Below are 23339 nucleotides of genomic sequence, written 5' to 3' on the forward strand. Positions count from 1 at the left end.
GCCTTTGCCTTTGCCTTTGCCTTTGCCTTTGCCTTTGCCTTTGCCTGTATCTGAGTTTGTATCTTTCGCTTTGTCTTTAAACTTTCCTATTCCCTTTAGGCCCGTCGGTAGGGGGGTGTGGGGTATTTTTCTGGCAGGGAAAAAGATGTCTGAGCGAAGCGAGTTGTTTTTCCCAGAAGAAAAATACCCCACACCCCGCGTACCCGCCCCCACAACCAACAGGCTAGGAGCCCAAGCCCGACCGCTGGGAGCCCAAGCCAGACTATGGCAAGTCAGTAACGGCCCCCGTAGACGCCGAACTCACGGTACGAGCATATTTCGCCAACACACCCCGGGTGAATCTTGGCTCGGGCGGGGTCCAGGTTTCTCGCCGTTTGGTCATCTCCTCGTCAGAAATCTCCAACAGGATTGAGTTGTTAACCGCATCGATGGTGATGGTATCGCCGTCTTCCACCAGGGCAATCGGGCCGCCCACGGCGGCTTCCGGGGTAATGTGGCCGACGACGAAACCGTGGCTGCCGCCGGAGAAACGGCCGTCGGTGATCAGCGCAACGTCGCTGCCCAAACCTTTGCCCATGATGGCGGAGGTGGGGCTGAGCATCTCTCGCATGCCGGGGCCGCCTTTGGGGCCTTCGTAGCGGATCACCAGCACATCGCCGGCCACCACCGTGCCGTCGAGAATGCGCTCCTGGGCTTCCTCTTCAGAATGGAACACCCGCGCCCGGCCGGAGAAGTGGGTGCCTTCCTTGCCGGTAATCTTCGCCACAGAGCCTTCCGGCGCCAGGTTGCCGAACAGGATACGTAAATGACTGTCGGCTTTGATGGGGTTTTCAAAGGCCCGGATGATCTGCTGGTCTTCCGGGTAGGGCGTTACGCTCGCGAGGTTTTCAGCCAGGGTTTTGCCAGTTACCGTCATGCAGTCGCCGTGTAACAGTCCCCGCTCCAACAGCATCTTCATCAACGGCTGAATGCCGCCGATGGCGACCAGCTCCGACATCATGTAGTGACCGGACGGGCGCAGGTCGGCCAGTACCGGCACCTTTTTGCCAATGCGCACGAAATCCTCCAGCGACAGCTCAACGCCGGCAGTACTGGCCATGCCCAGCAAGTGCAGCACCGCATTGGTGGAACCGCCCAGGGTGATCACCACGGTAATCGCATTCTCGAACGCCTCGCGGGTCATGATGTCGGAAGGCTTGATATCTGCCTCCAATAGCTTCAGCACGGCCGCACCGGCAGCCTCACAATCGGCCAGCTTGGTATCAGACACCGCATTCTGCGCCGAACTGCCCGGTAAACTCATGCCCATGGCCTCGATGGCGGAGGCCATGGTGTTGGCGGTGTACATACCCCCACAGGAACCCGGCCCCGGAATGGCGGTTTCCTCGATCTGCTTCACCTCAATCAGGTCCATATTGCCGCGGGCATGGGCACCCACCGCTTCGAACACCGAAATGATGTCGGTGTGATTCTCACCGGGCATGATGGTCCCGCCATACACAAACACCGACGGCCGGTTAAGCCGCGCCAGCCCCATCATGCAGCCCGGCATGTTCTTGTCACAGCCCCCGATCGCCACCAGCCCGTCAAAACCCTCACAGCCGGCCACCGTCTCAATCGAATCCGCAATCACCTCCCGGGACACCAGGGAATACTTCATGCCCTCGGTACCGTTGGCAATGCCGTCTGAAATCGTGATGGTATTGAAAATCAGACTCTTGCCCCCGGCGGCATCGGCGCCCTTGGCGGCTTCCCGGGCCAGCCCGTCAATGTGCATATTGCACGGCGTCAGATTGCTCCAGGTAGAGGCAATACCCACCTGCGGCTTCCGAAAGTCCTCATCCTGAAACCCCACCGCCCGCAACATCGCGCGACTGGCAGACTTGTTAATACCATCCACCACCGGTGCGGAATAACGACGTCGTTTATCCGTGGTCATAACAAAACCTCCCAATCAACAGTCGTTAACGAAATCAGCCTCTCACCAGCGAAACCCACAAAGCCCCAAAGTGCAACCCTGTTAAAAAAGCGCCGCAGGCAAAAAGCAGCCTATACCAGAAATGCTCGTCGGTAGGCGTGACAACACAGGTCCAGAAAGTTTTCCCGTGAACCCGCCAATGCCCGTCGGCGCGGTGTGGCAGTTCCAGAGCTGCCCGTCGGTAGTGGGGTGTGGGGTGTTTTTCTGGCAGGGAAAAAGATGTCTGAGCGAAGCGAGTTGTTTTTCCCAGAAGAAAAACACCCCACACCCCACGTACCTGCCCCCACAACTAACAGGCTAGGAGCCCAAGCCAGACCCTCAGGCAGAAACCGAACGAACAGCCGCCTGTTCCTGAAGGGCCACATCAACAACCGAATGCAGCTTCTCCAGCTGGGAACGTAACATACCGATAGGCCGGCTGCCCGAGAGCGTCAGGGCGATATCCAGGTGGTCTTCGGCGGCCTCCATAGACATGCGCGAAATCCGGAAACCCCGAACTCGAACCACCTGGCACAGGCGCTCCAGTGCAGCCGCTTCCTGATTCATGCGGCAGTTTAACGTGTAGCTTGGCATAGCCGTTTGGGATTGCGGGTTCATGCTACGTTCTCCTTGTTTGCAGTGCTGGTGCGCTTGGTTTCGTCGATCATTTCACGGTTGCTGGCGCCAGGTTTTACGATGGGCCATACGTTTTCTTCCCGGCTGATGGCCACGTGCAGCAGCATCGGGCCGTCGTAGGCCAGGATGGTTTCTATGCCCCGGCGGATCTGGTCGGTGCGGTCTATGTGCAGGGCCGGGATATCGAAGGCGCGGGCCATGGCTACAAAATCCGGGTTGTCGTCCAGGTTAATGTGGCTTTCCCGGTTGTTGTAGAACAGCTCTTGCTGCTGGCGCACCATGCCCAGACACTGGTTGTCGAGGATGATCAGCTTCAGGGGCAACTTGTACCGGCGGATGGTTGCCAGTTCCTGGGCGTTCATCATGAACGAGCCATCGCCGGTTACGTTGATGACGGTGCTGTTTCGGTCGGCAAACTGCGCGCCGATGGCCGCCGGCAGGCCGAAGCCCATGGTGCCCAGGCCGCCGCTGGTGAGGTGTCGGCGGGGGTGGTCAAACTCGTAATGCTGGGCAACCCACATCTGGTGCTGGCCTACGTCACAGGCGATGACCGTGTCATCCGGGGCGGTGCGGGACAGCTGGCGGATGAAGGCCGGGCCGGTGATGGGGGCCATGGGCTCTTCGTTATCCGCGGCCTTGAAACCACCGGTGGTGTGCCAGGTCTGGCATTGCTTTTGCCAGTCGGCGATGGCCAGCGACTCGCTTTCCAGAGCGGCAATGAATGCCACCAGAATGGCGTTCAGGTCGCCGCGCAGGGCCAGGTCGGCCTCCCGGAGTTTATTGATCTCGGCGGCATCGGCGTCGATGTGGATCATTTTCGCGTTGGGGGCGAAACCGTCCAGTTTGCCGGTGGCGCGGTCGTCCAGGCGGGCGCCGACTACGAACAGCAGGTCGCATTCTTCGACTGCCTTGTTGGCGGCGCGGGAGCCGTGCATGCCTAACATGCCCAGGTTATGGGGATTGTGCTTACCAGCGTTGCCGATGCCTTTAAGGGTAACAACGCCCGGCAGGCCGGAGGTTTCGGCAAAGGCGCGGAAGCTGTCTTCGGCCTGGGCCAGGGAAACGCCGCCGCCACTGTAGAGCAGGGGGCGCCTGGCCGAGCGAAGCATAGCCAGGGCGCGGGTGATGTCCGGGCAGTGGGCGTCCGGTGCGGGCGCAGTGGCCGGTGCGGCAGTCGCCACTGCAGTCAGCAGGACGTCTTTGGGAATATCAATCCACACCGGCCCCGGGCGGCCGCTTTGGGCCAGCTGGATGGCTTCTTCGATGATCGCCGGCAGTGCTTCGGCATCGTCCACCAGGTAGCTGTGCTTAACGATGCCCAGTGTCATGCCCAGAATGTCGGTTTCCTGGAAGGCATCGGTGCCGATCATGCTGGTGGCTACCTGCCCGGTGATCACCAGCATGGGGATGGAGTCCATATAGGCATTGGCAACGCCGGTGATCAGGTTGGTGGCACCGGGGCCGGAGGTGGCGATGCACACGCCAATCTCGCCACTGGCCCGGGCATAGCCGTCGGCGGCCAGGGCGCAGGCCTGTTCGTGGCGGCACAGCACGTGTTCCACACCGACATCATCCACCAGGGCATCGTATAGCGGCATGATGCAGCCGCCCGGATAGCCGAACACGGTGTTGATGTTATGGCGGTGGAACGCTTCAAGAATGTGCTGTGCGCCGTTCATGGTCGTTTTTCCCTTTTTCTTTGCCGCAAAAAAGAAACCCCCGGGACCTTTCGGTGCCGGGGGTTTCTGGTGTTTGAGTCAGGTTGTCGCTATCTCACCCGCTTGTCCACGCAAAAGCCCCCGGACGGTACCACGACCACCAAGACTAGCTTTACAAGGACAATCACTGCGTTGAGATTCATAAAATCGGCAATCTGCTCTGAATTCGTAAAAACAATGTGTGTAGAATCTAACCCACGTTTAAAACCGGTTGCAACCCTTTATTGCCTCAAATACGGAAGTGATGAGCATTTCATGACAAAAGCAAAACTCGGATCCCTCGGTTTATCCCTGCTGGTCATTATTCTCCTGGTTATCTGGATGGCTACCGGTGAGCTCAAAGTAGCCAGTGATGATGCCCCGGCCGACCCCGAGCAGGAGCAGCGCCAGCCCACCCGGGTAGAGGTGGAAACGCTGGAAGCCACCAACTATCAGCCGGTACTGAAACTGCAGGGCCAGCTGCAGCCCTGGCAGTCGGTGATGGTAGGTGCCCGGGTGGCCGGAACGGTAGAGCAGTTGCACGTGCAGCTGGGGGACCAGGTAAAAGCCGGGGAGCCGTTGCTGACGTTGTCTACCGATGGCCGGGATGCCGTGGTTGAGCGCTGGCGAGCCAATATCCGCAAGCTGGAAGCCGACCTTGCCGGCGCTCGCCGGTTGCGTTCGAATAACCTGGCTTCCGAAACCGAAGTGTTGCGGCTGCAGAGTGAACTGGCAGCCGCCAAGGCCGAGCTGACTGCCGCAGAACTGGCGTTGCAACACCTCAAACCGTCCGCTCCCTTCGACGCAGTAGTGAATCGCCGGGAAGTAGACCCCGGTACATTGGTGCAGGTGGGCACGCCCCTGTTCGAGCTGGTGCAGATTGATCGCCTGAAAGCCACCGGGCAGATTCCCCAGCAGTCGGTGTCTGCGGTTGAGCCCGGGCAGGCGGTGGAGATCAAGCTCTTGGATGGCACCGCCATGGCGGGTGTGGTCAGCTTTGTCGCCAGTGCGGCATCCCCGGAAACCCGCAGCTTTGCGGTGGAAATCCTGGTGGAGAACCCGGATTTACTGAGGGCGGCGGGCGGCACAGCTACCCTGAACATCCGCTTGCCGGAGCAGAAGGCACAGTTCATTTCACCGGCCTACCTGACCCTGGACGACGACGGCCGGCCCGGCGTGAAGTACGTCAACGGGCAGGACCGGGTGATGTTCCAGACCGTCAGACTGCTTAACGTTGCTACCGATGGCGCCTGGGTGTCCGGCCTGCCGGATCAGATCCGGCTGATAACCCGGGGTGGCGGGTTTGTGGCCGAGGGTGAGCCCGTGCAGCCGGTCGACCGCTCAGACCAGCGGGGCTGACCAGCATGAGAGCACTGATCTCTGCGGCCATGGACCGCAGCCGCACCACGCTGCTGACCTTCCTGTTCCTGCTTCTTGGCGGCATGGCGGCCTACCAGGCGATTCCCAAGGAATCGAATCCGGACGTCACCATTCCCATGATCTATGTGTCCATGACCCTGGATGGCATCAGCCCCGAGGATGCCGAGCGCCTGTTAGTGCGCCCCATGGAACAGGAGCTGAGGGCGCTTGAAGGCATCAAGGAAATGCGCAGCACCTCTGCCGAAGGCCATGCCTCGGTGATGCTGGAGTTTGATGCCGGTTTCGACCCCGACAAAGCCTTGCAGGATGTGCGAGAGAAGGTGGACACCGCCCGCTCCAAGCTGCCTCAGGAGGCAGACGAGCCGCGAGTGCATGAAATCAACGTGTCCCTGTTTCCGGTACTGTCCATCGGCTTGTCCGGCCCCTTGTCTGAACGGGAGCTGATCACCATTGCCCGCCGCCTGCAGGATGCCATTGAAGCCATTCCCGATGTGCTGGAAGTGGAAATAGGCGGCGACCGGGAAGACCTGCTGGAAATCGTGGTGGATGCCCAGGTGCTGGAAAGCTACGGCATCGATTTCGACCAGCTGGCGCAACTGGTTACCCGCAATAATCAGCTGGTGGCGGCCGGCTCGCTGGATACCGGCAATGGCCGCATGGCCCTGAAAGTACCCGGGGTCATCGAGAACATTGAAGATGTGATGTCCATGCCCGTGAAGGTGGACGGCGATACCGTGGTGACTTTCGGCGATATTGCCATGCTCCAGCGCACTTTCAAGGACCCCACCGGCTTTGCCCGGATTAACGGCGAGCCGGCGCTGGTGCTGGAGGTATCCAAGCGCTCCGGGGCCAACATCATCGAAACCATCGAGCAGATTCGCACCCTGATTGCTGACGCCCGCCCGCGGCTGCCGGAGACGCTGGAAATCCGCTACATCATGGATCAGTCCGAGGAAGTGCGGGACATCCTCTCGGACCTGCTCAACAACGTACTGACGGCCATTGTGCTGGTGATTATCGTGGTCATCGCCGCCATGGGCCCCCGTTCGGCACTGCTGGTAGGCCTGACCATTCCCGGTGCCTTCCTGACCGGCATCCTGGTGATCTGGGGCATGGGCCTCACCCTCAACATTGTCGTACTGTTCAGCCTGATCCTGGTGGCCGGCATGCTGGTAGACGGCGCCATTGTGGTGTCGGAACTGGCGGATCGAAACCTCAGCGATGGCCAGACGGTCAAGCAAGCCTGGGTAGAAGCCGCGTCCCGCATGGCCTGGCCGGTGATTGCTTCCACCGCCACCACCCTGGCAGTGTTTGTGCCGCTGTTGTTCTGGCCCGGGGTGGTGGGGGAGTTCATGAAATTCCTGCCCATGACAGTGCTGATCTGCCTGATTGCGTCCCTGGCCATGGCACTGGTGTTCCTGCCGGTGCTTGGGGGCGTTAGTGGCGGCAAGCGCTCGCACCATGATCCGGAAGAAAGCCGGTTTGTTCAGGGCTACCGCAAGGTGCTGGCGACCCTGCTCAAGCGCCCGGGGCTGACCCTGCTTGGTTCCCTGGTTTTGATAATCCTGATTTATGCCGCCTACGGCCGCTTCAATCACGGTGTGGAATTCTTTCCCAGTGTTGAACCGGATTCTGCCCAGGTTCAAGTGCGTGCCCGGGGCGACCTTTCCATCCGGGAGCGGGATGCCATTGTGCGTGAGGTAGAACAACGCCTGCAGAATATGCCGGAGGTGAAAGCGCTGTACGCCCGCTCCATGCTGTCGACCAGTACCCAGATGGCACCGGATGTTATCGGTGTGCTGCAGTTCCAGTTCAATGACTGGTTCACCCGCCGGACGGCCACCGAGATCCTGGAGGATTTCCGTGAACGTACTGCAGACATTCCCGGGGTAGAGCTGGAGTTCCGCAAACAGGAGGGCGGCCCCGCTGAGGGCAAGCCGGTGGAGTTATTGGTCAGCAGCATGAACAGCGGCGACCTGGATGGCTATGTGGACCAGATACAACAGCAAATGCGCGCCCAGGGTGGCTTTGTCGACATTGAAGATGACCGCAGCCTGCCCGGCATTGAGTGGCGCCTGAAGGTAGACCGGGAGGCCGCCGCCCGCTTTGGTACCGATGTGTTGAGTATTGGCAGCGCCGTGCGCCTGGTAACCAACGGCCTGATACTGGCCACCTACCGGCCTGAAGACGTACGGGACGAAGTGGACATTGCCGTGCGGGTGCCCAACAACTGGCGTGAGCTGGAGCAGCTGCAACGCCAGACCATCAACACGCCGAGGGGCCAGGTGGCGCTGTCCGAATTTGTGACCCTGGAGCCGGGCGACAAGACCGGAACCATTGTGCGGGTAGACGGCCAGCGTACCGTTACCATCAAATCCGATGTAGCCCCCGGGCAGCGGATGGATGAACTGCTGCGCACTTTGCAGGCAGAGATGCCGGAGCCGCCGGAAGGCGTCACCGTGCGCTTTGCCGGTGAAAACGAAGACCAGCAACAGGCCGCAAACTTCCTGGTGGCAGCCTTCCTGGTGGCGGTGGGGCTGATGTTGCTGATTCTGGTAACCCAGTTCAACTCCCTGTACCAGACTTTCCTGATTCTGTCGGCCATTGTGTTGTCCACCGCCGGCGTGTTGCTGGGGCTGCTGTTCAACGGCCAGCCCTTTGGCGTGGTGATGGTGGGTATGGGCATTATTGCCCTGGCCGGCATTGTGGTGAACAACAACATCATTCTGATTGATACCTACAACCAGATGAAACAGGAAGGCAAAGCCGCCTATGACGCGGCGCTGGAAACCGGTTGTCTGCGTTTCCGGCCGGTGTTGCTTACTGCAATTACCACCATACTGGGGCTGATGCCCATGGTGCTGGGCATTAACGTAGATCTTTTGTCTCCGTCACTGGGGTTGGGTGCACCGTCTACCCAATGGTGGACCCAGCTGTCCAGCGCCATTGCCGGTGGCCTGGCCTTTGCCACCTTCCTGACCCTGCTGCTGACACCGGCCTTGCTGGTGCTGGGCGACAAGGCCGGTGAGCGGTTCCGGGCACTGATTGGCCGGAGGCAGTGATGGATTACCAGAACAATCCGCTTATGGAAATCTACCGGGACCCGTGGCTGCTGGCAGTCCACAAACCCGCCGGCCTGCTGGTACACCGCAGCCCGATTGACAAGCATGAAACCGAGTTTGCCCTGCAGTACGCCCGGGCCCTGAACGGCGGCGAGCACGTGTACCCGGTGCACCGGCTGGACCGGCCCACCTCCGGTGTGTTGCTGTTTGCCCGGGACCCGGACACCGCCAGGACAGTCGGCCAGGCCATGATGGCGGGTGAGGTGAGCAAAACCTACCTCGCGGTAGTTCGGGGCTGGGCGCCGGAATCTGGCACCATTGATCACCCGCTGAAGGACGAGCCGGAAGACCGGCGTTTGCGCGGAACCGAGCAGCCGGTAAGGGAAGCGCTTACGCATTATCGCCGGCTGGCGACCACCGAAATCCCGGTGGAAATCGAACGCTATCCCACCAGCCGCTACAGCCTGGTAGAGCTGTATCCGAAAACCGGGCGCAAACACCAGTTGCGGCGCCATATGAAGCACATTAACCACCCCATTATCGGCGATGCCAACCACGGCCGCGGCCGGCATAACCGGTATTTTGCCGAGCGCTTCGGGCAGGGGCGGCTGATGCTGGCAGCGACAGAGTTGGTGTTAACGCATCCGGTAACCGGCGAGGAGCTGGCTCTGAAAGCTCCGCCGGAGCAGAGTTTCATGGATGTTCTGTCCATCTTTCCGTCGCCGGGTGCCGGCTAAACGCCCCTGCCTGTCACTCTTTGATGTGATTTGTGTATCTTTTTATATCGTTTTGCTTCGATTGGTTGGGATCGGCGGAAACACAGAACCCTTTGGTGCATACTCGAAAATAAGCTTATAACCGAATAATAAAGCTCGTTATCGAGGCTTCCCGTGCCCAGATTCTGTTTTGTCCTTGCGTTCATTACCGGTCTGTTGCTGCCTGCGCTGGTCCAGGCGGAGACCGCCGTTTGGAGCGAGCAGTCCGAGCGGCTGGAGTTGTCCCGGTTCGTGGATTACCGTGTTGAATCCAGCCCTATCTCGTTTTCCCAGGTGCAGGCGTTGCCGGAGTCCGAGTGGCAACAGAACGGCAGTGACAGTGTCAGCCTGGGTTATGGCGGCGATGTTTACTGGTTCCGCGTCAGTTTACGAAATGCCCGGGCGGCCGAGGCCCTGACCTTCCTGGAAATCAGTTATCCGGTGCTGGACCATATCGAACTCTATCGTGCCTCGGCAGCTAACCCGGAGCAGCCACTCGTTCTGGGCGATAAACAACCTTTCCACGAGCGCCCCATTCACCATCGGAATTTTGTGGTGCCTATCGCCATAGCGCCGGATACCACGGAAACCCTTTACCTGAGAGTTGAAACTACCAGCTCCATGCAGGTGCCCCTGACCCTCTGGGACCAGGATGCCTTCTATGAGGCAGAACAGTCCCGCAGTATGTTCGAAGGGGTCTATTACGGCATTGTCCTGGTGATGATCCTGTACAACCTGTTTGTGTACATGGCGGTCCGGGAGCGCAGTTTTCTCTATTACGTGGGCTACATCAGCAGTATGCCGTTGTTCCTCGCCAGCCTGCACGGGGTGGCGTTCCAGTACCTGTGGCCGGAGGCCACCTGGTGGAACGACCAGTCCATCATCGTGTTCCTCAACCTGGTGGTGTTGTTTGGCGGGGTGTTCAGCATCCGCTTTATCAGCGTGACCCGGCAAAACCATCCTTACCTGAACCGCTGGACCATGGCCATGGTTATGACCGCCGGCCTGCTGGCGCTGGCCGGGCTGTTTGTGCCTTATGAGCACATGATACTGCCTACCATCCTGGCGGCCTTTGTGGGGTGTTCCACCATGCTGATGCTCAGTGTGGTGCGCTGGATAAAGCGCGATCCAGCCGCCCGCTATTACACCGTGGCCTGGGTGTTCATGCTGTTCGGCGGCATTGTTCTGGCGCTCAGTAAATTCACCGTATTGCCCCGAAACCTGGTCACGGAAAATGCCACCCAGGTGGGTTCGGCCCTGGGGGTTATCCTGCTGTCTGTTGCGCTGGCTGACCGCATCAACCGGGAAAAGAAACGGGCCTTCGCCGCGCAGCAGCGCCTGCTGGCCGAGGAGCGAAAAGCCCGCATGGCCCAGGAAGACTCATTGCGCGCCCAGCAGGAAGCCAACACCATGCTGGAACAGCGGGTGCAGGAGCGCACCCGTGACCTTGAGGCCGTTAACCTCAAGTTGCTGGAGCTGAACGCCAGGGATCCGCTGACCGGCCTGAAGAACCGTGGTCACTTTGATGAGGTCTTCCAGCAGGATGTGGTGCGGGCCTATCGTTTCCAGCAGCCGTTGTCTCTGCTGGTGGTGGATATCGACCACTTCAAGTCTTTCAACGACACCTACGGCCACCTGGTGGGGGACGACTGCCTGCGGATGGTCGCCGAGTGCATAGGCCGGCACATTACCCGTCCCCAGGATATGGCGGCCCGCTACGGTGGTGAAGAGTTTGTGGTGCTGTTGCCGGATACTCCGGAGGAGGGCGCCCTCCGGGTGGCCGAGCGCATACGGAATGAAATCGAATCAACCGGGTTCCGGGTATCCGGCGAAGTTCTGCGGGTAACGGTCAGCATTGGCGTATGCAGTGCCACGCCAGCGCGGGCCGACGCCACCAAGGAAATCTTTACCTGCGCGGATGATGCCCTGTACCAGGCCAAGAATCTGGGCCGGAACCGTGTGGCTTCAGACCCGCACAAGTGTCAGAGCATTTCGGCAACTGCGTTGTCGTAGGCTGTTGCCGAGAACCGCGTAATCTGTGGCCAGGGCTGCTCCGCTTCCAGCAGGTAGGCAAGTTCAAGCAGGGTGCGTTCATCCCCGTGGCGGGCCATGAACTGCACCGAAACCGGCAGGTTGTGTTCGGTCAGTGCCATGGGTACCGAGATCGCCGGAGCGCCTGTGGCGTTGGCCAGCGGGGTGAAGTTTACATAGCTGTTCAGCCGCTCGAACAGCAGGTCAAACGGCACCGTGGGGCTCAGATGGCCCAGTGGTGGGGTGGTCTGGCCCAGCACCGGCGTCAGTACCGCATCGTAGTTGGTCATGTGTTGGGCGTAGTCGTTCCATGAACGCTTCAGGCGCCAGATAACCGCAGGCAGGCGCCAGAAATGCTTCCGGAACATGGCATCCAGGCCATTGGTGAGGCCATCGGTTTTACGCTTGTCGAAATCCGGGTGCATCAGCTTGTGGCCCCGGGCTTTTACGCCGAAAGCCAGCATGGCCCAGTACAAGGCAAAGTCCTGTGGGAAAGATTTATTGATGGGCACCGCCATGGGTTCGACCACATGCCCAAGCTTTTCCAGCAGGCGGGCGGTGTTCTCCACAGTGCTTCGGGTAACCGGGTCCGTCGGGTGGCCATTCACTGAATCCAGCACCAGGCCAATGCGCAGTTGCCGGCCGGAGGGCCCGTGCACATGGCCGATTTGCTGCAACTTGCGATTGCGGAAGTAGTCTTCGGCATGGCCCAGGAAACCTGCGGTGTCCCGAACCGAGCGGGTAACCACGCCATCACTGACGATGTTGACCGGAAGATCCCTGGCAGCATCGTTATCCACCACCCGGCCCCGGGTGGGTTTCAAACCGACCAGTCCACAACAGGCCGCCGGGATGCGAATGGAGCCGCCGCCATCGTTGGCGTGGGCCACCGGTACCACCCCGGCTGCCACCAGCGCCGCAGCGCCACCGGAAGATGCGCCGGAGGAATAGGCCGGATTCCATGGGTTGCGGGTAGGCTCGGCGTGGGTCGGCTCTGTGGTGGCGTTAAAGCCGAACTCCGGCAGGGTGCTTTTGCCCAGGTTCAGGTAACCCTGGGCCAGCATCTGCCGGGCGAAGGCGCCGGTAGCTCTGGCAACATTGGCGGGCACCGCTGCAGTGCCATGGCCGGTGGGTAGGCCGGCGACATCGGTGTTGTCTTTGATAAACATGGGCACGCCGGCGAAGGGGGCGTCCGGGTCGGGCAGGCTGGCGGCCTGCTTCAGGGCCTGCTCGTAGTTCTCTGCCACCACACCGTTCAGAACGGGCTGTGCCAGCCTTGCCCTTTGTACCGCTGCCCGGGCTACGTCTTCCGCTGAAACTTCGCCGCTGCGGATGCGGGCGGCAAGCTCCGTGGCATCAGACTCGCCCACCGCATCATCTCGAAAACAGTGGAAAGGGGAAGAAGACGTGTGGGGCATGGTTCACTCCGAGCTTGTTGTTTGCCCTGAACCATACCGCACCTTCAAATGTGACGATATGTCATTTCGGGTATTAGCCGTTCCGGCTGCGGGCCGCCTTTACCACATCGTAGGCGTGGCTGATCTCCCGGGTACGCTCTTCGGCCATTTCCCGCATGCTTTCCGGCATGCCCCGGCCGGCCAGTTTGTCCGGATGGTTTTCGCTCATCAGCTTCCGGTAGGCCCGTTTCAGTTCGGCGTCAGACACCGAGGGTGACACCCCCAGCACCTTGTAGGCATCGTCCAGCTGCTGGCTTGTGGAATAGTTGGACGCACCGCCCGCCTGGCCGGCATGGGCGCCCCGCAACATGGCTTCCAGCTGGTCTACCTGGCTTTCCGGCAAGCCCAGTTTGCGGGCAATGTGTACCAGCATTTCGTGTTCGGCCGGGTGCACCACGCCATCGGCGGCCACGGCAGAAACCTGAACCTGCAGAAACATCTGCAGGAAGGCGGGCTGCCGGCCGGTGCTCCGCAGGAACCGGTCCAGCTCGGCATCCAGGTCGAAATCCTCCGACTTGCCCCGGTTAAAGGCTTCCTTTGCCAAGGCTCTCTGGGCTTCGTTGAGACGGAACCGGGCGAACATGGTCTCGGCCATGCGGATTTCATCCCGGGTGACCACGCCATCTGCCTTGCACAGGGCGCCCATCACCGCGAACATGGATTCGATAAAGCCGGACTGAAGGTTCTGAAGCTTGCCGATCAGGCGCTTTTTCATGCGCTGGAACAGGAAGGCACCGATGGCAGCCCCCACCAGAAATCCCGGAAAACGGCCAAAGGCATAACCGATCAGGCCACCAAAGATAATTGCAAACAGCATTCAGAGTTCCTTCGCTAGTAAATCAGTCCGTAGAATATACGGGTTTTTGGTCAAGGCTTCATGAACAGGCTTTCATCCACGGTATCGACCTGGTCGGAATGCAGGTGCTGCTCGGCATAGTCACGCCATACGCCGGAGCTTACAAACAGCCGGAAAACCTCGCCATCCAGGTGCCCGTTTTCAACCATGCCGGCCATAATGGTCAGGGATTCCGACAGGGTTTTACCCCGCTTGTAGGGACGATCCGAGGCGGTCAGGGCTTCGAACACATCGGCAACGGCCATGATTTTTTCCGGAACGCCCATGTCATCGCCGGTCAGGCGGCAGGGGTAGCCGTTGCCGTCGGTCCGCTCATGGTGGGTGCCCGCCAGTCGCGGTACCCTGGCCAGGCGGTCGGGCAGGGGCAGGGCATCGAGCATGCAGATGGTTTGCACAATGTGCTCGTTGATCTTGAAGCGCTCTTCCTCGGTCAGGGTGCCGTAACGCACCGTCAGGTTATGCAGCTCGCCCTGGTTATAGGCGTATTCCGGCAACGACATATCGAAGCCCCAGCGGTTTTCCGGGTCATCTTTGCGCACCGGTGGCACATGCTCACCCCAGGCTCTCAGGTGGCCGGGTTTGTCGGCCAGCAGTGTTTCGGTGGCAGGCAGCGGGGGCTCCGGATGGCCTTTCAAGGCCTGTTGCTCTTCCTCTGACAGCCCCAGCCGGTCACTGAAATGGCGGGTCCAGGTTTGCCCGGCAATGGCGTGGATGCGTTCGATGTCAGCATCCTCCATGCTCTCGCTGCCCTGATTAACGGCGGCCAGAAAGCGGAAGTCCTCCTGCAGGCGGGTTTGGACGTCGGCTTTGTCTTGCCGCGCTTGGTCCGGATCCCCACCGGCCAGGATGGCCTTCAGGCAGGTGATTTCGGCATCCCGGTGCAGCACTTCAAACCGGGTGCGGATTTCATGGATGCGGTTGTAGATGGTCTCCAGTTTCACTGCTTTGTCGACTACGTATTCCGGGCTGGTGATCTTGCCGCAATCGTGCAGCCAGGCCGCCAGGTGGAATTCGTAGTGCTCGTCTTCCGTCATGCCGAAGCTGGCGAAGGCGCCTTCGGAACTCTGCTCCGCCTGTTCAACCAGCATCTGCGCCAGTTTGGGAACCCGCTCGCAATGGCCGCCAGTGTAGGGTGACTTGGCATCAATGGCGTTTGCTACCAGCCGGATAATGCCGTCCAGCAGGGCCTGCTGGCTTTCGATCAGTTCCCGGGTTTCGATGGCAACCGCGGCAGAGCCGGCAATCTCATCAACAAAGGTAATCAGGTCATCACTCAGGTTGGTTTGGTCACCGTTTTCGATCTCGATAACCAGCACACCGATCAGTTTACTGCGGCGGTTCCTGAGTACCGCAAACACCGGGTGCCCGGCAATGTATCGGCGAAGCTCCTGAATAACGTCGTAGTCGCTGGCGTCCGGGGCGACCGGGTTTACAGCCTGTGGCAACTCCAGCCCCCGGTTAACAGACAGTTCCAGTTTTTGCTCGCGACTGTTGAACAGATACACCGCACCCCGTTCCTGCCCGACGATGCTCACAAGCTGTTCGAGGATGTCGTTTAGCAACTGTTTGAGATCCTGGCCCCGGTTCAGCACGGTCGAGATACTCTGGAAGCTTCGAATGGTGTGGGCCATATCGTCCAGCGCGATGCTCAGCTCGGAGGCTTCGCGAATGTGGGAGGTCGACCGCATCGGCGTATCAAACCGGAACCTGGACAGCCGGCTGACCTGCCCGGTCAGCAGTTCAAGAGGTTTACCGACCTGCCTGCCCAGTACCCAGCCTGCCAGCAGTAACAGCAGGGCGATGGCCCCGGCGATCAGGGTTTGCCGGGTGAGGGCGGCCCAGACATCGGCCAGTAACTCGTTGGAGGGTATGGCGACAACAATGGACAATTCCTCGCCGGGCAGAGACTCAAGGGGTTCACTGATGCCGTACCAGCTTCGCCCGTCGCGGGTGAACTGGCTGATGCCGCTATGGCTTTCCGGTTGCAGGGCCTGGAGTACTACCTCGCCTGGCTCACTATCCTGTGACGAGCCGGCCAGCAGCTGGCCCGAGGCGTTCAGGATGGCAATGCGGCTGCCGGGGGTTTGTTTCAGCTCCGCCAGCTGGGCACCAAGGTCGGTGACCGTGACATCAATGCCCAGAACGGTTCCTGCCTTTTCGCTGGCACGCTGCGACAGGGTGATGCCGGTTTCCTGGGTGGTAAAAAACACATAGGGCGCAGATAACGTCAGGGCGCCTGATTCCCGGGCGGCCTGGTACCAGGGCCTTTCGCGCGGATCAAAGTTGTAACTGGCCAGGTCCCTTTGCTCAAGCAGATTCAGGTTGTGGTCATAGAAATGCCAGCGGCCTTGGTGATCGTTGCCGGTGCGAACCAGGCTTTGCAGCAGGTAATGACTGTTGGCCGGTGCATCCGGAAACTGCCTGGCGCTCGAATTCTGCAATTTCCGGAACAGGAAAAAGTCGCCGTTTTCATAGCCCGCGTATACGGCACTGACAATCTCGCTGCTGGCCAGGATGTCGGCCACAACCGGCAGGCGGTCCAGGCGTTGTTCCAGGGTATCGGCTTCGGTGAGTGGGTCGTGCCGGAGCACCGCAAGGGCGGTGGACGGGGGTTGGGTAATGGCCTGAATCCGGTCATCCACACTGATCGCCAGCTGCCGGGCGGTGGCCGTGGCTGCGGTGACCTTGGCTTGCTCCATGCCACGGAAACTCTGGCCCACCAGAACGATGGTCAGAATCAACATGCCCAGGGTAACTGCGGAGGCAATCAAAAAAGCCAGTGAAACCTGGGCGAGTTGACGGTGTTGCTGCATGGAGAGCCCTTGAAGGAAATGGAAGCCTACCGTCAGTTTAGACGCTTGCGCTGAAAATTCAGGCAGTTAGTTATTGAATCCACGCCACCAGCAAGCCGGCCCCCAGTGACAGCACCATGGGCCCGGCCACCAGCAGTCCGGTCTGCCGGTTGCCGATGCTCCAGGCAATACCGGACTTCACCAGGTTGTTCACCGCCGCTGCGATCACGATGCCCAGCACAGCGGTGTCCATCGCCAGTCCGTTGTTGGACATACGGGTGAGCGATAGGGTAATCGCATCCACGTCTGCCACGCCGGAGGTGGCCGCCAGCGCGAAGATGCCGGCATCGCCGAAGGCATTTTTCAGGAATTCCCCCAGCAGCAGGATGGCGGTCAGCAGCAACCCGAACACCAGTGCGGAAGACAGATCCAGCGGGTTCTGGGACAAGCTGGGCTGGCTGACCTGCAGCTGTTTGGAGTTTTTCTGCCAGATGTACAACGCCGGGCCGTAGAGCAGGATAGTCATAACCAGCACCGGCCAGACCAGGCTGGGCAGCAGGGCAGTGTTGATCACCAGGCAGTACACCAGGATGCGGGGGAACATGGTGCCGCAGGCAATCAGGATGCCGGCGGCAAACTGGGGGCTGAAGCCTTCGTTACTTCGGGACTGGCGGGCAAAGTGCAGGGTCAGGGCGGTGGACGAACTGAGGCCGGCAAACAGGCTGGTGAACAGAATGCCCTTGCGGGCGCCGGCCACCCGGATGGCGAAGTAGCCGACGAAGGAGATGGATGCAATCATCACCACCATCCACCAGATTTCCCGAGGGTTCAGCACACCGCCCGGGCCCATGCGCTCGTTGGGCAGCAGGGGCAGCATCACCACGGAGATCAAGAGCAGTTTAAGGGCCGCGTCCAGTTCATGGGCCTGGAGCTTCTGCACCCAGCCGTGAATTTCTTGCTTGTTGTCCAGGATAATGGCGGTGACCACCGCCGCTGCCGTGGCAATCACCGGGTCGACCGCGACCGCCACCGCACCAAAACAGAAGGTCAGCAGCATGCCCACCAGCCCGGTGATGCTGAAATTGCGAATGTGTTCCAGCCGCTCGCTGTAAGCCACCAGCCCCATGGCCACCACGCTGAGTAGCAGCACCGGGAATGCCCAAACTGTAATCTCCGAGGCCAGCACTGCCGAGATGCCACCGAGCAGCCCCACCAGCGAGAAGGTGCGGATACCGGCGATTCGCTCCCCGGACTTCTGCTCCCGGGCATCCCAGCCCCGCTCCAGGCCAACAATCGCGCCCAGCAACAGGGCCACGGCCAGGTTAATGGTGGTCTGGTTAGAGGCAATAAACTGGCTGGCTACGTCATCCACAGGCCGCGTGTCCCTGAAAAAATAGATTTGCCTTGCATTCTAGGCAATTACCGGTGGCCAGGTCACCCTTTAGCCGGTTAGCAACATCGCGCTGCCATACTTTTCAGGCGGTTTCTGGTAACCTGCGTGGCCCCGATATGACCTCCCAATAAGTTAAAGCGATATTTCCTGCCATGATAAATGCACTCAAGCAAAACTGGTTCTCGAACATTCGTGGCGACCTGCTCGCCGGTATTGTGGTGGCGCTGGCGTTGATCCCGGAGGCCATCGCGTTCTCCATCATTGCGGGCGTAGACCCGAAAGTCGGCCTGTATGCCTCTTTCTGTATTGCCGTAATCATTGCCTTTGTTGGCGGCCGGCCGGGGATGATCTCTGCAGCCACCGGCGCCATGGCGTTGTTGATGGTTACGCTGGTGAAAGAGCACGGCCTGCAGTACCTGCTGGCGGCTACCCTGCTGACCGGTGTCATCCAGATTGCAGCCGGCTACCTTAAATTGGGTGGGCTGATGCGGTTTGTGTCGCGCTCGGTGGTTACCGGCTTTGTGAACGCGCTGGCTATCCTGATCTTCATGGCCCAGCTGCCGGAACTGACCAACGTAACCTGGCACGTCTATGCCATGACGGCTGCGGGCCTTGGCATTATCTACCTGTTCCCGCTGGTGCCTGTGGTCGGCAAGCTGATCCCTTCTCCGCTGGTGTGTATTGTGGGTTTGACGGCCGTGGCGATGATTGTCGGGCTGGACATCCGCACCGTCGGAGATATGGGTGAGCTGCCGGATACTCTGCCGATTTTCCTGTGGCCGGATGTGCCCCTGACCCTGGAAACCCTGATGATCATCCTGCCGTATTCCCTCGGCCTGGCCGTCGTGGGCCTGCTGGAATCGCTGATGACCGCCACCATTGTGGATGACCTGACCGATACCACCAGTGACCGCAACCGCGAGTGCAAAGGCCAGGGCATTGCCAATATTGGTTCCGGCCTTCTGGGCGGCATGGCCGGTTGCGCCATGATCGGCCAGTCTATTATTAACGTGAAATCCGGCGGCCGTACCCGGCTCTCGACGCTGACAGCCGGCGTGTTCCTGCTGATTCTGGTGCTGGTTCTGGACAAGTGGCTGGTACAGATTCCCATGGCCGCCCTGGTGGCGGTGATGATTATGGTATCCATCGGTACCTTCAGCTGGGATTCCATTCGCAATCTTCGGGAGCATCCCCTGTCCACCAACATTGTCATGCTGGTGACGGTGATTGTGGTGGTGGCCACCCACAACCTGGCATTCGGCGTGCTGGCCGGTGTTTTGCTGGCAGCCCTGTTCTTCGCCAACAAGGTGGGCCATTACATGCTGGTGACCTCCGAACTGGACGAGCAAACCGACACCCGTCGCTACACGGTTGTAGGCCAGGTATTCTTCAGTTCTTCGGAAAAATTCCTCGAATCCTTTGACTTCAAGGAAGCGGTGGATAATGTTGTGATAGACCTGAGCCGCGCACACTTCTGGGATATTACTGCCGTAGGTGCGCTGGACAAGGCGGTCATCAAGTTCCGCCGTGAGGGTGCAGACGTTGAGGTAATCGGCCTGAACGAAGCCAGTGCCACCATCGTTGACCGTTTCGGGGTGCATGACAAGCCCGAAGCCGTTGACCAGCTGATGGGAGGACACTGACCATGAATCAGAAAGGCGAGGCGAACATGTTACGAGTAGTGGCCTGTATCGACGGTTCCCGGGCAGCCCCCGCGGTGTGTGATTACGCCGCCTGGGCCAGCCGGCACATGGAAACACCGCTGATGTTGCTGCACGTTCTGGATGAAGAGCGCTACCCCGCGGAACCGGACCTGGCTGGCAGCATCGGGCTGGGTAGCCGGGAGCACTTGCTGGACGAGCTGGCAGACCTTGACCGGAAACGCTCCAAACTGGCCCTGGAGCACGGCCACCACATGCTGGATGAAGCCGAAGCCCGGGTACAGAAGGCCGGCATTGCCGAAGTGGTAAAGCGCCAGCGCCATGATAATCTGACCGATTCCCTGCTGGCCCTGGAGAAAGAAACCCGCTTGTTCGTGATGGGCCTGCACGGTGAAAGCAGCTCCGACCGGGATATTCACATCGGCAGCCAGCTGGAAACCGTGATCCGCAGTGTTCACCGCCCGATTTTGCTGGTGCCCGACGAGTTCACCCAGCCCAAGAGCGCCATGTTGGCCTTTGACGGCAGCGAAACCGCCTTCAAAGGCGTGGAAATGGTGGCCGCCAGCCCGGTTCTGAAAGGCATGCCCCTGCACCTGGTGATGGTAGGTGCCGATACGGCAGACCGTTGGGAACAGCTACGGAAGGCCGAGAAAATGCTGGCAGGCCTGGATGTGGAGATCACGCTCGCCATCCGCGCCGGCGATGTGGAGCCCACGCTCCATGCCTATCAGGACGAGCACGACATCGACATGCTGGTCATGGGCGCTTATGGCCATTCCCGCATTCGCCAGTTCCTGGTGGGCAGCACCACAACCACCACGCTGAAAACCGCGAAGAAGCCCCTGGTTATCCTTCGCTAAGGAGCCCAGCCTATGCCCGGTCAGCGATTACTTTCGCTTGTCGCCGGCCTCTGCGCCTTGCTGATGCTGGCCGGGTGTTCCACTGCCCTGAAACCGGTCGTGCATGACCCGGATTTCCGGCTATCCTCGGTGAAGGATTCCTTCATAACGGACCAGCGCCGGATGCACCTTGCCCCAGACTCCCCGAACACCGGCTTTCAGCTGCTGAACAGTGGCCGTGATGCCTTCCTGGTGCGGGCTGCGCTGATCGAAACCGCCGACCAGTTTATTGATGCCCAGTATTACATCTGGAATAACGATGCCACCGGGCGCTACCTGGCCGGCCGGCTGGTAGCCGCTGCAGACCGTGGCGTTCAGGTACGCCTGCTGCTGGACGACATTAACGTGGCTGGCAAGGAGCCGCTGTTTGCCGCCATGGCAACACACCCCAACATCCGGGTGCGTATCTTCAACCCGGCCCGTTCCCGCAGCGGGGTGGGGCGTTGGTTGTCGCTGATTACCGACTTCGACCGCATCAACCGGCGCATGCACAACAAAACCTTTGTGGTGGACGGCCAGGTGGGCATCGCCGGCGGGCGTAACATTGGTGACGAATATTTTGACGAACATCCCAGCCTGAATTTCCGGGACCGGGATGTGATGGTTCTGGGGCCGCTTGCCGAAGACATGACCGCCAACTTCGAGGCCTATTGGAATAATCAGTGGGCCTATCCGCTGGCTACCCTCTATGACCTGCCTGACAACCTCGCTGGCCGCGATGCGCTGTCACAACTGCTCAGGGAAACGGCGGCTGATTCAGGCATCCGGGCCGTTCCCCATCAGGAACAGGACGCGGCGGAAACCTATCTGAGGGGCTGGTTTGCCGGTATGGTGCAGGCCCCTGGCGAACTGGTGTTTGACCCGCCACCGCAAGATCCCCAGGTTCCGGCGGATTCCCCCCAGAATACCGCCAGGGCCTTGTACGGACTGGTTCAGGCAGCGCAATCCGAAATCCTGATTGAATCCGCTTACCTGATCCTGGCAGACAACCAGCTCGACAACCTTGGTGCGCTGGATAACCAGTCGCTGAAAGTGGCGGCGTTAACCAATTCCCTGGCAACCAACGACCTGGTGACCAACCACTCCGGCTATGCCCGCTGGCGCCGGGAAATGCTGGAGCAGGGCATTGAACTTTACGAACTGCGCCCGGATGCGCCGGCCTGCCAGCACTGGGTTGCCAGCCGCCCGGCCTGCGAACAGGGTGCTGTCAGCCTGCATTCCAAGGCAGTGGTGTTTGACCGGGAAACCCTGTTCATCGGCTCGTTCAACGTCAACCTGCGCTCGATCTACCTGAATGGCGAAACTGTGCTGATTATCCATAGCCCGGAACTGGCGACTGCTGTTGCCGAAGACATCCGCTATGCCATGGCCCCGGAAAACAGCTGGCAGGTTTCGCTGGACGAGCAGGGCGACCTGGTCTGGCAGTCTACGGGCGAGCAGGTTGGCCATGAGCCGGGCGTCGGGTTCTGGCGGCGGGCGACGTCGCGCTTCCTGTCCTGGTTACCTATCGAGAAGTATCTGTAACCGGCTCAGGCCTCGTTGCCTGCCGCCACGCCGGAGGCCCACGCCCATTGAAAGTTATGCCCGCCCAGGTGGCCGGTCACATCCACCACCTCGCCGATAAAGAACAGGTTTGGCTGCTCGAGCACGGCCATGGTTTTCGAGGATAACTGCCGGGTATCCAGGCCACCCAGGGTCACTTCGGCGGTCCGGTAACCTTCTGTTCCCGCTGGTTTGATGGTCCAGTTGCCCAAGGTATCGGCAATCTGCTCGATGTCCTGATTGCGGTATTCCTGCAGCGGCCGGCTCCAGCCCTGCAGTTCATTGAAGGCCTGGGCGAAGCGTTTGGGCAGGTGCTGGTTCAGGTACTGCGCCATGGTGGACTGGGGCTTCTGCTTGCGCAGGGTAAACAGGTCGTCCTGGATGGCTTGTGCCGGCAGCAGGTTGATGTGCAGTTCGTCTCCCGGCTGCCAGTAACTGGACACCTGCAGCATGGCGGGCCCGCTCAGGCCCCGGTGGGTGACCAGCATGGACTCGCGAAAATGCTGCTTGTGGCAGCTTGCGTCCACCGGGCAACTGACACCGGCCAGGGGCGCCAGTTGTTGCTTCAGCTCCGGGTGCAGGGTGAAAGGCACCAGCCCGGCGCGGGTGGGTAATACCGTCAGCCCGAACTGCTTTGCCAGTTCGTAGCCAAAACCGGTCGCGCCCATGGTGGGGATGGACAGGCCGCCGGTGGCAACCACCAGCGACTGGCACTTCAGGGTGCCGGCACTGGTTTTGACGGTATAGCCGGAACCGGAGGCCTGAACGCCGGAAACGGAGGTGTTCATACGGATTTCTGCACCCGCCCACTCGCACTCGGTTAACAGCACATTGAGGATGTCTTTTGCGCTGTCTTTACAGAACAGCTGTCCTGGCGCTTTTTCTTCGTACTCCACCCCGTGGCGGTCCACCAGTTCGACGAAATCCTGCGGGGTATAACGCTTCAGGGCCGAGATGCAGTAATGGGGATTGTCCGAAAGGAAGTTCGCCGGCGTACTGTTCAGATTGGTGAAGTTACAGCGGCCCCCGCCAGACATCAGGATTTTCTTGCCGGGCTTGTTGGCGTGGTCCAGCACCAGCACCTTTCGCCCGCGATAGCCGGCGGTGGCCGCGCACATCAACCCGGCGGCACCGGCGCCGATGATGATCACGTCATACTGGGATGTGGATACTGCCATTGCCTGCCCGCCGCTGATAGAAAACTGGCGGGCAGTATATCAG

General features: G+C 60.3%; 16 protein-coding genes. 7 read left to right on the forward strand and 9 right to left on the reverse strand.

The features are described 5' to 3' along the window. From B9Q17_RS18280 to ilvG, 4 genes are all read right to left on the reverse strand, one after another. Window positions 1-192, reverse strand: a 192-nt coding sequence (locus B9Q17_RS18280) for a hypothetical protein (RefSeq protein ID WP_208618780.1), incomplete at its 3' end; no start/stop codon positions are given. A 70-nt stretch (window positions 193-262) separates the two neighbouring features. Beyond that, the gene (ilvD, locus tag B9Q17_RS11200; protein ID WP_094625294.1) at window positions 263-1939 is read right to left on the reverse strand and encodes a dihydroxy-acid dehydratase; all 1677 of its coding nucleotides are present in this window, start codon (window positions 1937-1939) and stop codon (window positions 263-265) included. Window positions 1940-2296: 357 nt separating this feature from the next. Continuing rightward, window positions 2297-2575, reverse strand: a complete 279-nt coding sequence (locus B9Q17_RS11205; RefSeq protein ID WP_094625295.1) for an ACT domain-containing protein — start codon at window positions 2573-2575, stop codon at window positions 2297-2299. Next, the gene (ilvG, locus tag B9Q17_RS11210) at window positions 2572-4272 is read right to left on the reverse strand and encodes an acetolactate synthase 2 catalytic subunit (protein WP_094625296.1); all 1701 of its coding nucleotides are present in this window, start codon (window positions 4270-4272) and stop codon (window positions 2572-2574) included. The genes B9Q17_RS11205 and ilvG overlap by 4 nt, the downstream gene beginning before the upstream one ends. A gap of 294 nt (window positions 4273-4566) precedes the next feature. Here ilvG and B9Q17_RS11215 point away from each other — a divergent pair, with 294 nt between their 5' ends. From B9Q17_RS11215 to B9Q17_RS11230, 4 genes are all read left to right on the forward strand, one after another. After that, on the forward strand, window positions 4567-5649 hold the full coding sequence (locus B9Q17_RS11215; protein WP_094625297.1) for an efflux RND transporter periplasmic adaptor subunit: 1083 nt from the start codon (window positions 4567-4569) through the stop codon (window positions 5647-5649). Window positions 5650-5678: 29 nt separating this feature from the next. Then, complete coding sequence (locus tag B9Q17_RS11220; protein ID WP_425268622.1) at window positions 5679-8732, forward strand: efflux RND transporter permease subunit; 3054 nt, start codon at window positions 5679-5681, stop codon at window positions 8730-8732. Beyond that, a complete protein-coding gene (locus B9Q17_RS11225) occupies window positions 8732-9469 on the forward strand; it encodes a pseudouridine synthase (RefSeq protein ID WP_094625299.1) in 738 nt (245 codons plus the stop codon). The genes B9Q17_RS11220 and B9Q17_RS11225 overlap by 1 nt, the downstream gene beginning before the upstream one ends. A 153-nt stretch (window positions 9470-9622) precedes the next feature. Next, window positions 9623-11500, forward strand: coding sequence for a sensor domain-containing diguanylate cyclase (locus tag B9Q17_RS11230; protein ID WP_094625300.1), 1878 nt, complete (start codon window positions 9623-9625; stop codon window positions 11498-11500). Here B9Q17_RS11230 and B9Q17_RS11235 read toward each other — a convergent pair. The 4 genes from B9Q17_RS11235 to B9Q17_RS11250 form a co-directional block, all read right to left on the reverse strand. After that, window positions 11470-12936 (reverse strand): amidase, encoded by a 1467-nt coding sequence (locus tag B9Q17_RS11235; RefSeq protein WP_094625301.1) that lies wholly within the window; start codon window positions 12934-12936, stop codon window positions 11470-11472. The two genes, B9Q17_RS11230 and B9Q17_RS11235, sit on opposite strands and share 31 nt — an antisense overlap. A 73-nt stretch (window positions 12937-13009) precedes the next feature. Further along, window positions 13010-13792: a co-chaperone DjlA gene (djlA, locus tag B9Q17_RS11240; protein ID WP_094625302.1), complete on the reverse strand. Its 783-nt coding sequence runs from the start codon at window positions 13790-13792 to the stop codon at window positions 13010-13012. Window positions 13793-13842: 50 nt separating this feature from the next. Continuing rightward, window positions 13843-16644, reverse strand: a complete 2802-nt coding sequence (locus tag B9Q17_RS11245) for an HD domain-containing phosphohydrolase (RefSeq protein WP_094625303.1) — start codon at window positions 16642-16644, stop codon at window positions 13843-13845. Window positions 16645-16714: 70 nt separating this feature from the next. Beyond that, window positions 16715-17995 (reverse strand): MgtC/SapB family protein, encoded by a 1281-nt coding sequence (locus B9Q17_RS11250; protein ID WP_022989416.1) that lies wholly within the window; start codon window positions 17993-17995, stop codon window positions 16715-16717. Window positions 17996-18168: 173 nt separating this feature from the next. On the opposite strand from B9Q17_RS11250, the gene B9Q17_RS11255 reads away from it, so the two are divergent. From B9Q17_RS11255 to B9Q17_RS11265, 3 genes are read left to right on the forward strand one after another with little or no spacing between them, the layout of a single operon-like run. After that, window positions 18169-19659, forward strand: coding sequence for a SulP family inorganic anion transporter (locus B9Q17_RS11255; protein ID WP_022989415.1), 1491 nt, complete (start codon window positions 18169-18171; stop codon window positions 19657-19659). A gap of 2 nt (window positions 19660-19661) precedes the next feature. Then, complete coding sequence (locus B9Q17_RS11260) at window positions 19662-20537, forward strand: universal stress protein (RefSeq protein ID WP_425268621.1); 876 nt, start codon at window positions 19662-19664, stop codon at window positions 20535-20537. A gap of 12 nt (window positions 20538-20549) precedes the next feature. Beyond that, window positions 20550-22100, forward strand: coding sequence for a phospholipase D family protein (locus tag B9Q17_RS11265; RefSeq protein ID WP_094625304.1), 1551 nt, complete (start codon window positions 20550-20552; stop codon window positions 22098-22100). 5 nt (window positions 22101-22105) lie between these two features. Here the strand turns inward: B9Q17_RS11265 and B9Q17_RS11270 are convergent, their stop codons facing one another. Further along, on the reverse strand, window positions 22106-23296 hold the full coding sequence (locus tag B9Q17_RS11270) for a BaiN/RdsA family NAD(P)/FAD-dependent oxidoreductase (RefSeq protein ID WP_094625305.1): 1191 nt from the start codon (window positions 23294-23296) through the stop codon (window positions 22106-22108). Between the last annotated feature and the right edge of the window lie 43 nt (window positions 23297-23339).

Origin of the sequence: Marinobacter vinifirmus, assembly GCF_002258215.1 — a bacterium.
GTDB lineage: Bacteria > Pseudomonadota > Gammaproteobacteria > Pseudomonadales > Oleiphilaceae > Marinobacter > Marinobacter vinifirmus.

Coding starts and splice junctions, on each gene's coding strand:
- B9Q17_RS11245 (WP_094625303.1), bottom strand. CDS start 16,644: ATGCAGCAACACCGTCAACTCGCCCAGGTTTCACTGGCTTTTTTGATT.
- ilvD (WP_094625294.1), bottom strand. CDS start 1,939: ATGACCACGGATAAACGACGTCGTTATTCCGCACCGGTGGTGGATGGT.
- B9Q17_RS11270 (WP_094625305.1), bottom strand. CDS start 23,296: ATGGCAGTATCCACATCCCAGTATGACGTGATCATCATCGGCGCCGGT.
- B9Q17_RS11255 (WP_022989415.1), top strand. CDS start 18,169: ATGATAAATGCACTCAAGCAAAACTGGTTCTCGAACATTCGTGGCGAC.
- djlA (WP_094625302.1), bottom strand. CDS start 13,792: ATGCTGTTTGCAATTATCTTTGGTGGCCTGATCGGTTATGCCTTTGGC.
- B9Q17_RS11220 (WP_425268622.1), top strand. CDS start 5,679: ATGGACCGCAGCCGCACCACGCTGCTGACCTTCCTGTTCCTGCTTCTT.
- B9Q17_RS11260 (WP_425268621.1), top strand. CDS start 19,662: ATGAATCAGAAAGGCGAGGCGAACATGTTACGAGTAGTGGCCTGTATC.
- B9Q17_RS11215 (WP_094625297.1), top strand. CDS start 4,567: ATGACAAAAGCAAAACTCGGATCCCTCGGTTTATCCCTGCTGGTCATT.
- B9Q17_RS11235 (WP_094625301.1), bottom strand. CDS start 12,936: ATGCCCCACACGTCTTCTTCCCCTTTCCACTGTTTTCGAGATGATGCG.
- B9Q17_RS11225 (WP_094625299.1), top strand. CDS start 8,732: ATGGATTACCAGAACAATCCGCTTATGGAAATCTACCGGGACCCGTGG.
- B9Q17_RS11265 (WP_094625304.1), top strand. CDS start 20,550: ATGCCCGGTCAGCGATTACTTTCGCTTGTCGCCGGCCTCTGCGCCTTG.
- B9Q17_RS11205 (WP_094625295.1), bottom strand. CDS start 2,575: ATGAACCCGCAATCCCAAACGGCTATGCCAAGCTACACGTTAAACTGC.
- ilvG (WP_094625296.1), bottom strand. CDS start 4,272: ATGAACGGCGCACAGCACATTCTTGAAGCGTTCCACCGCCATAACATC.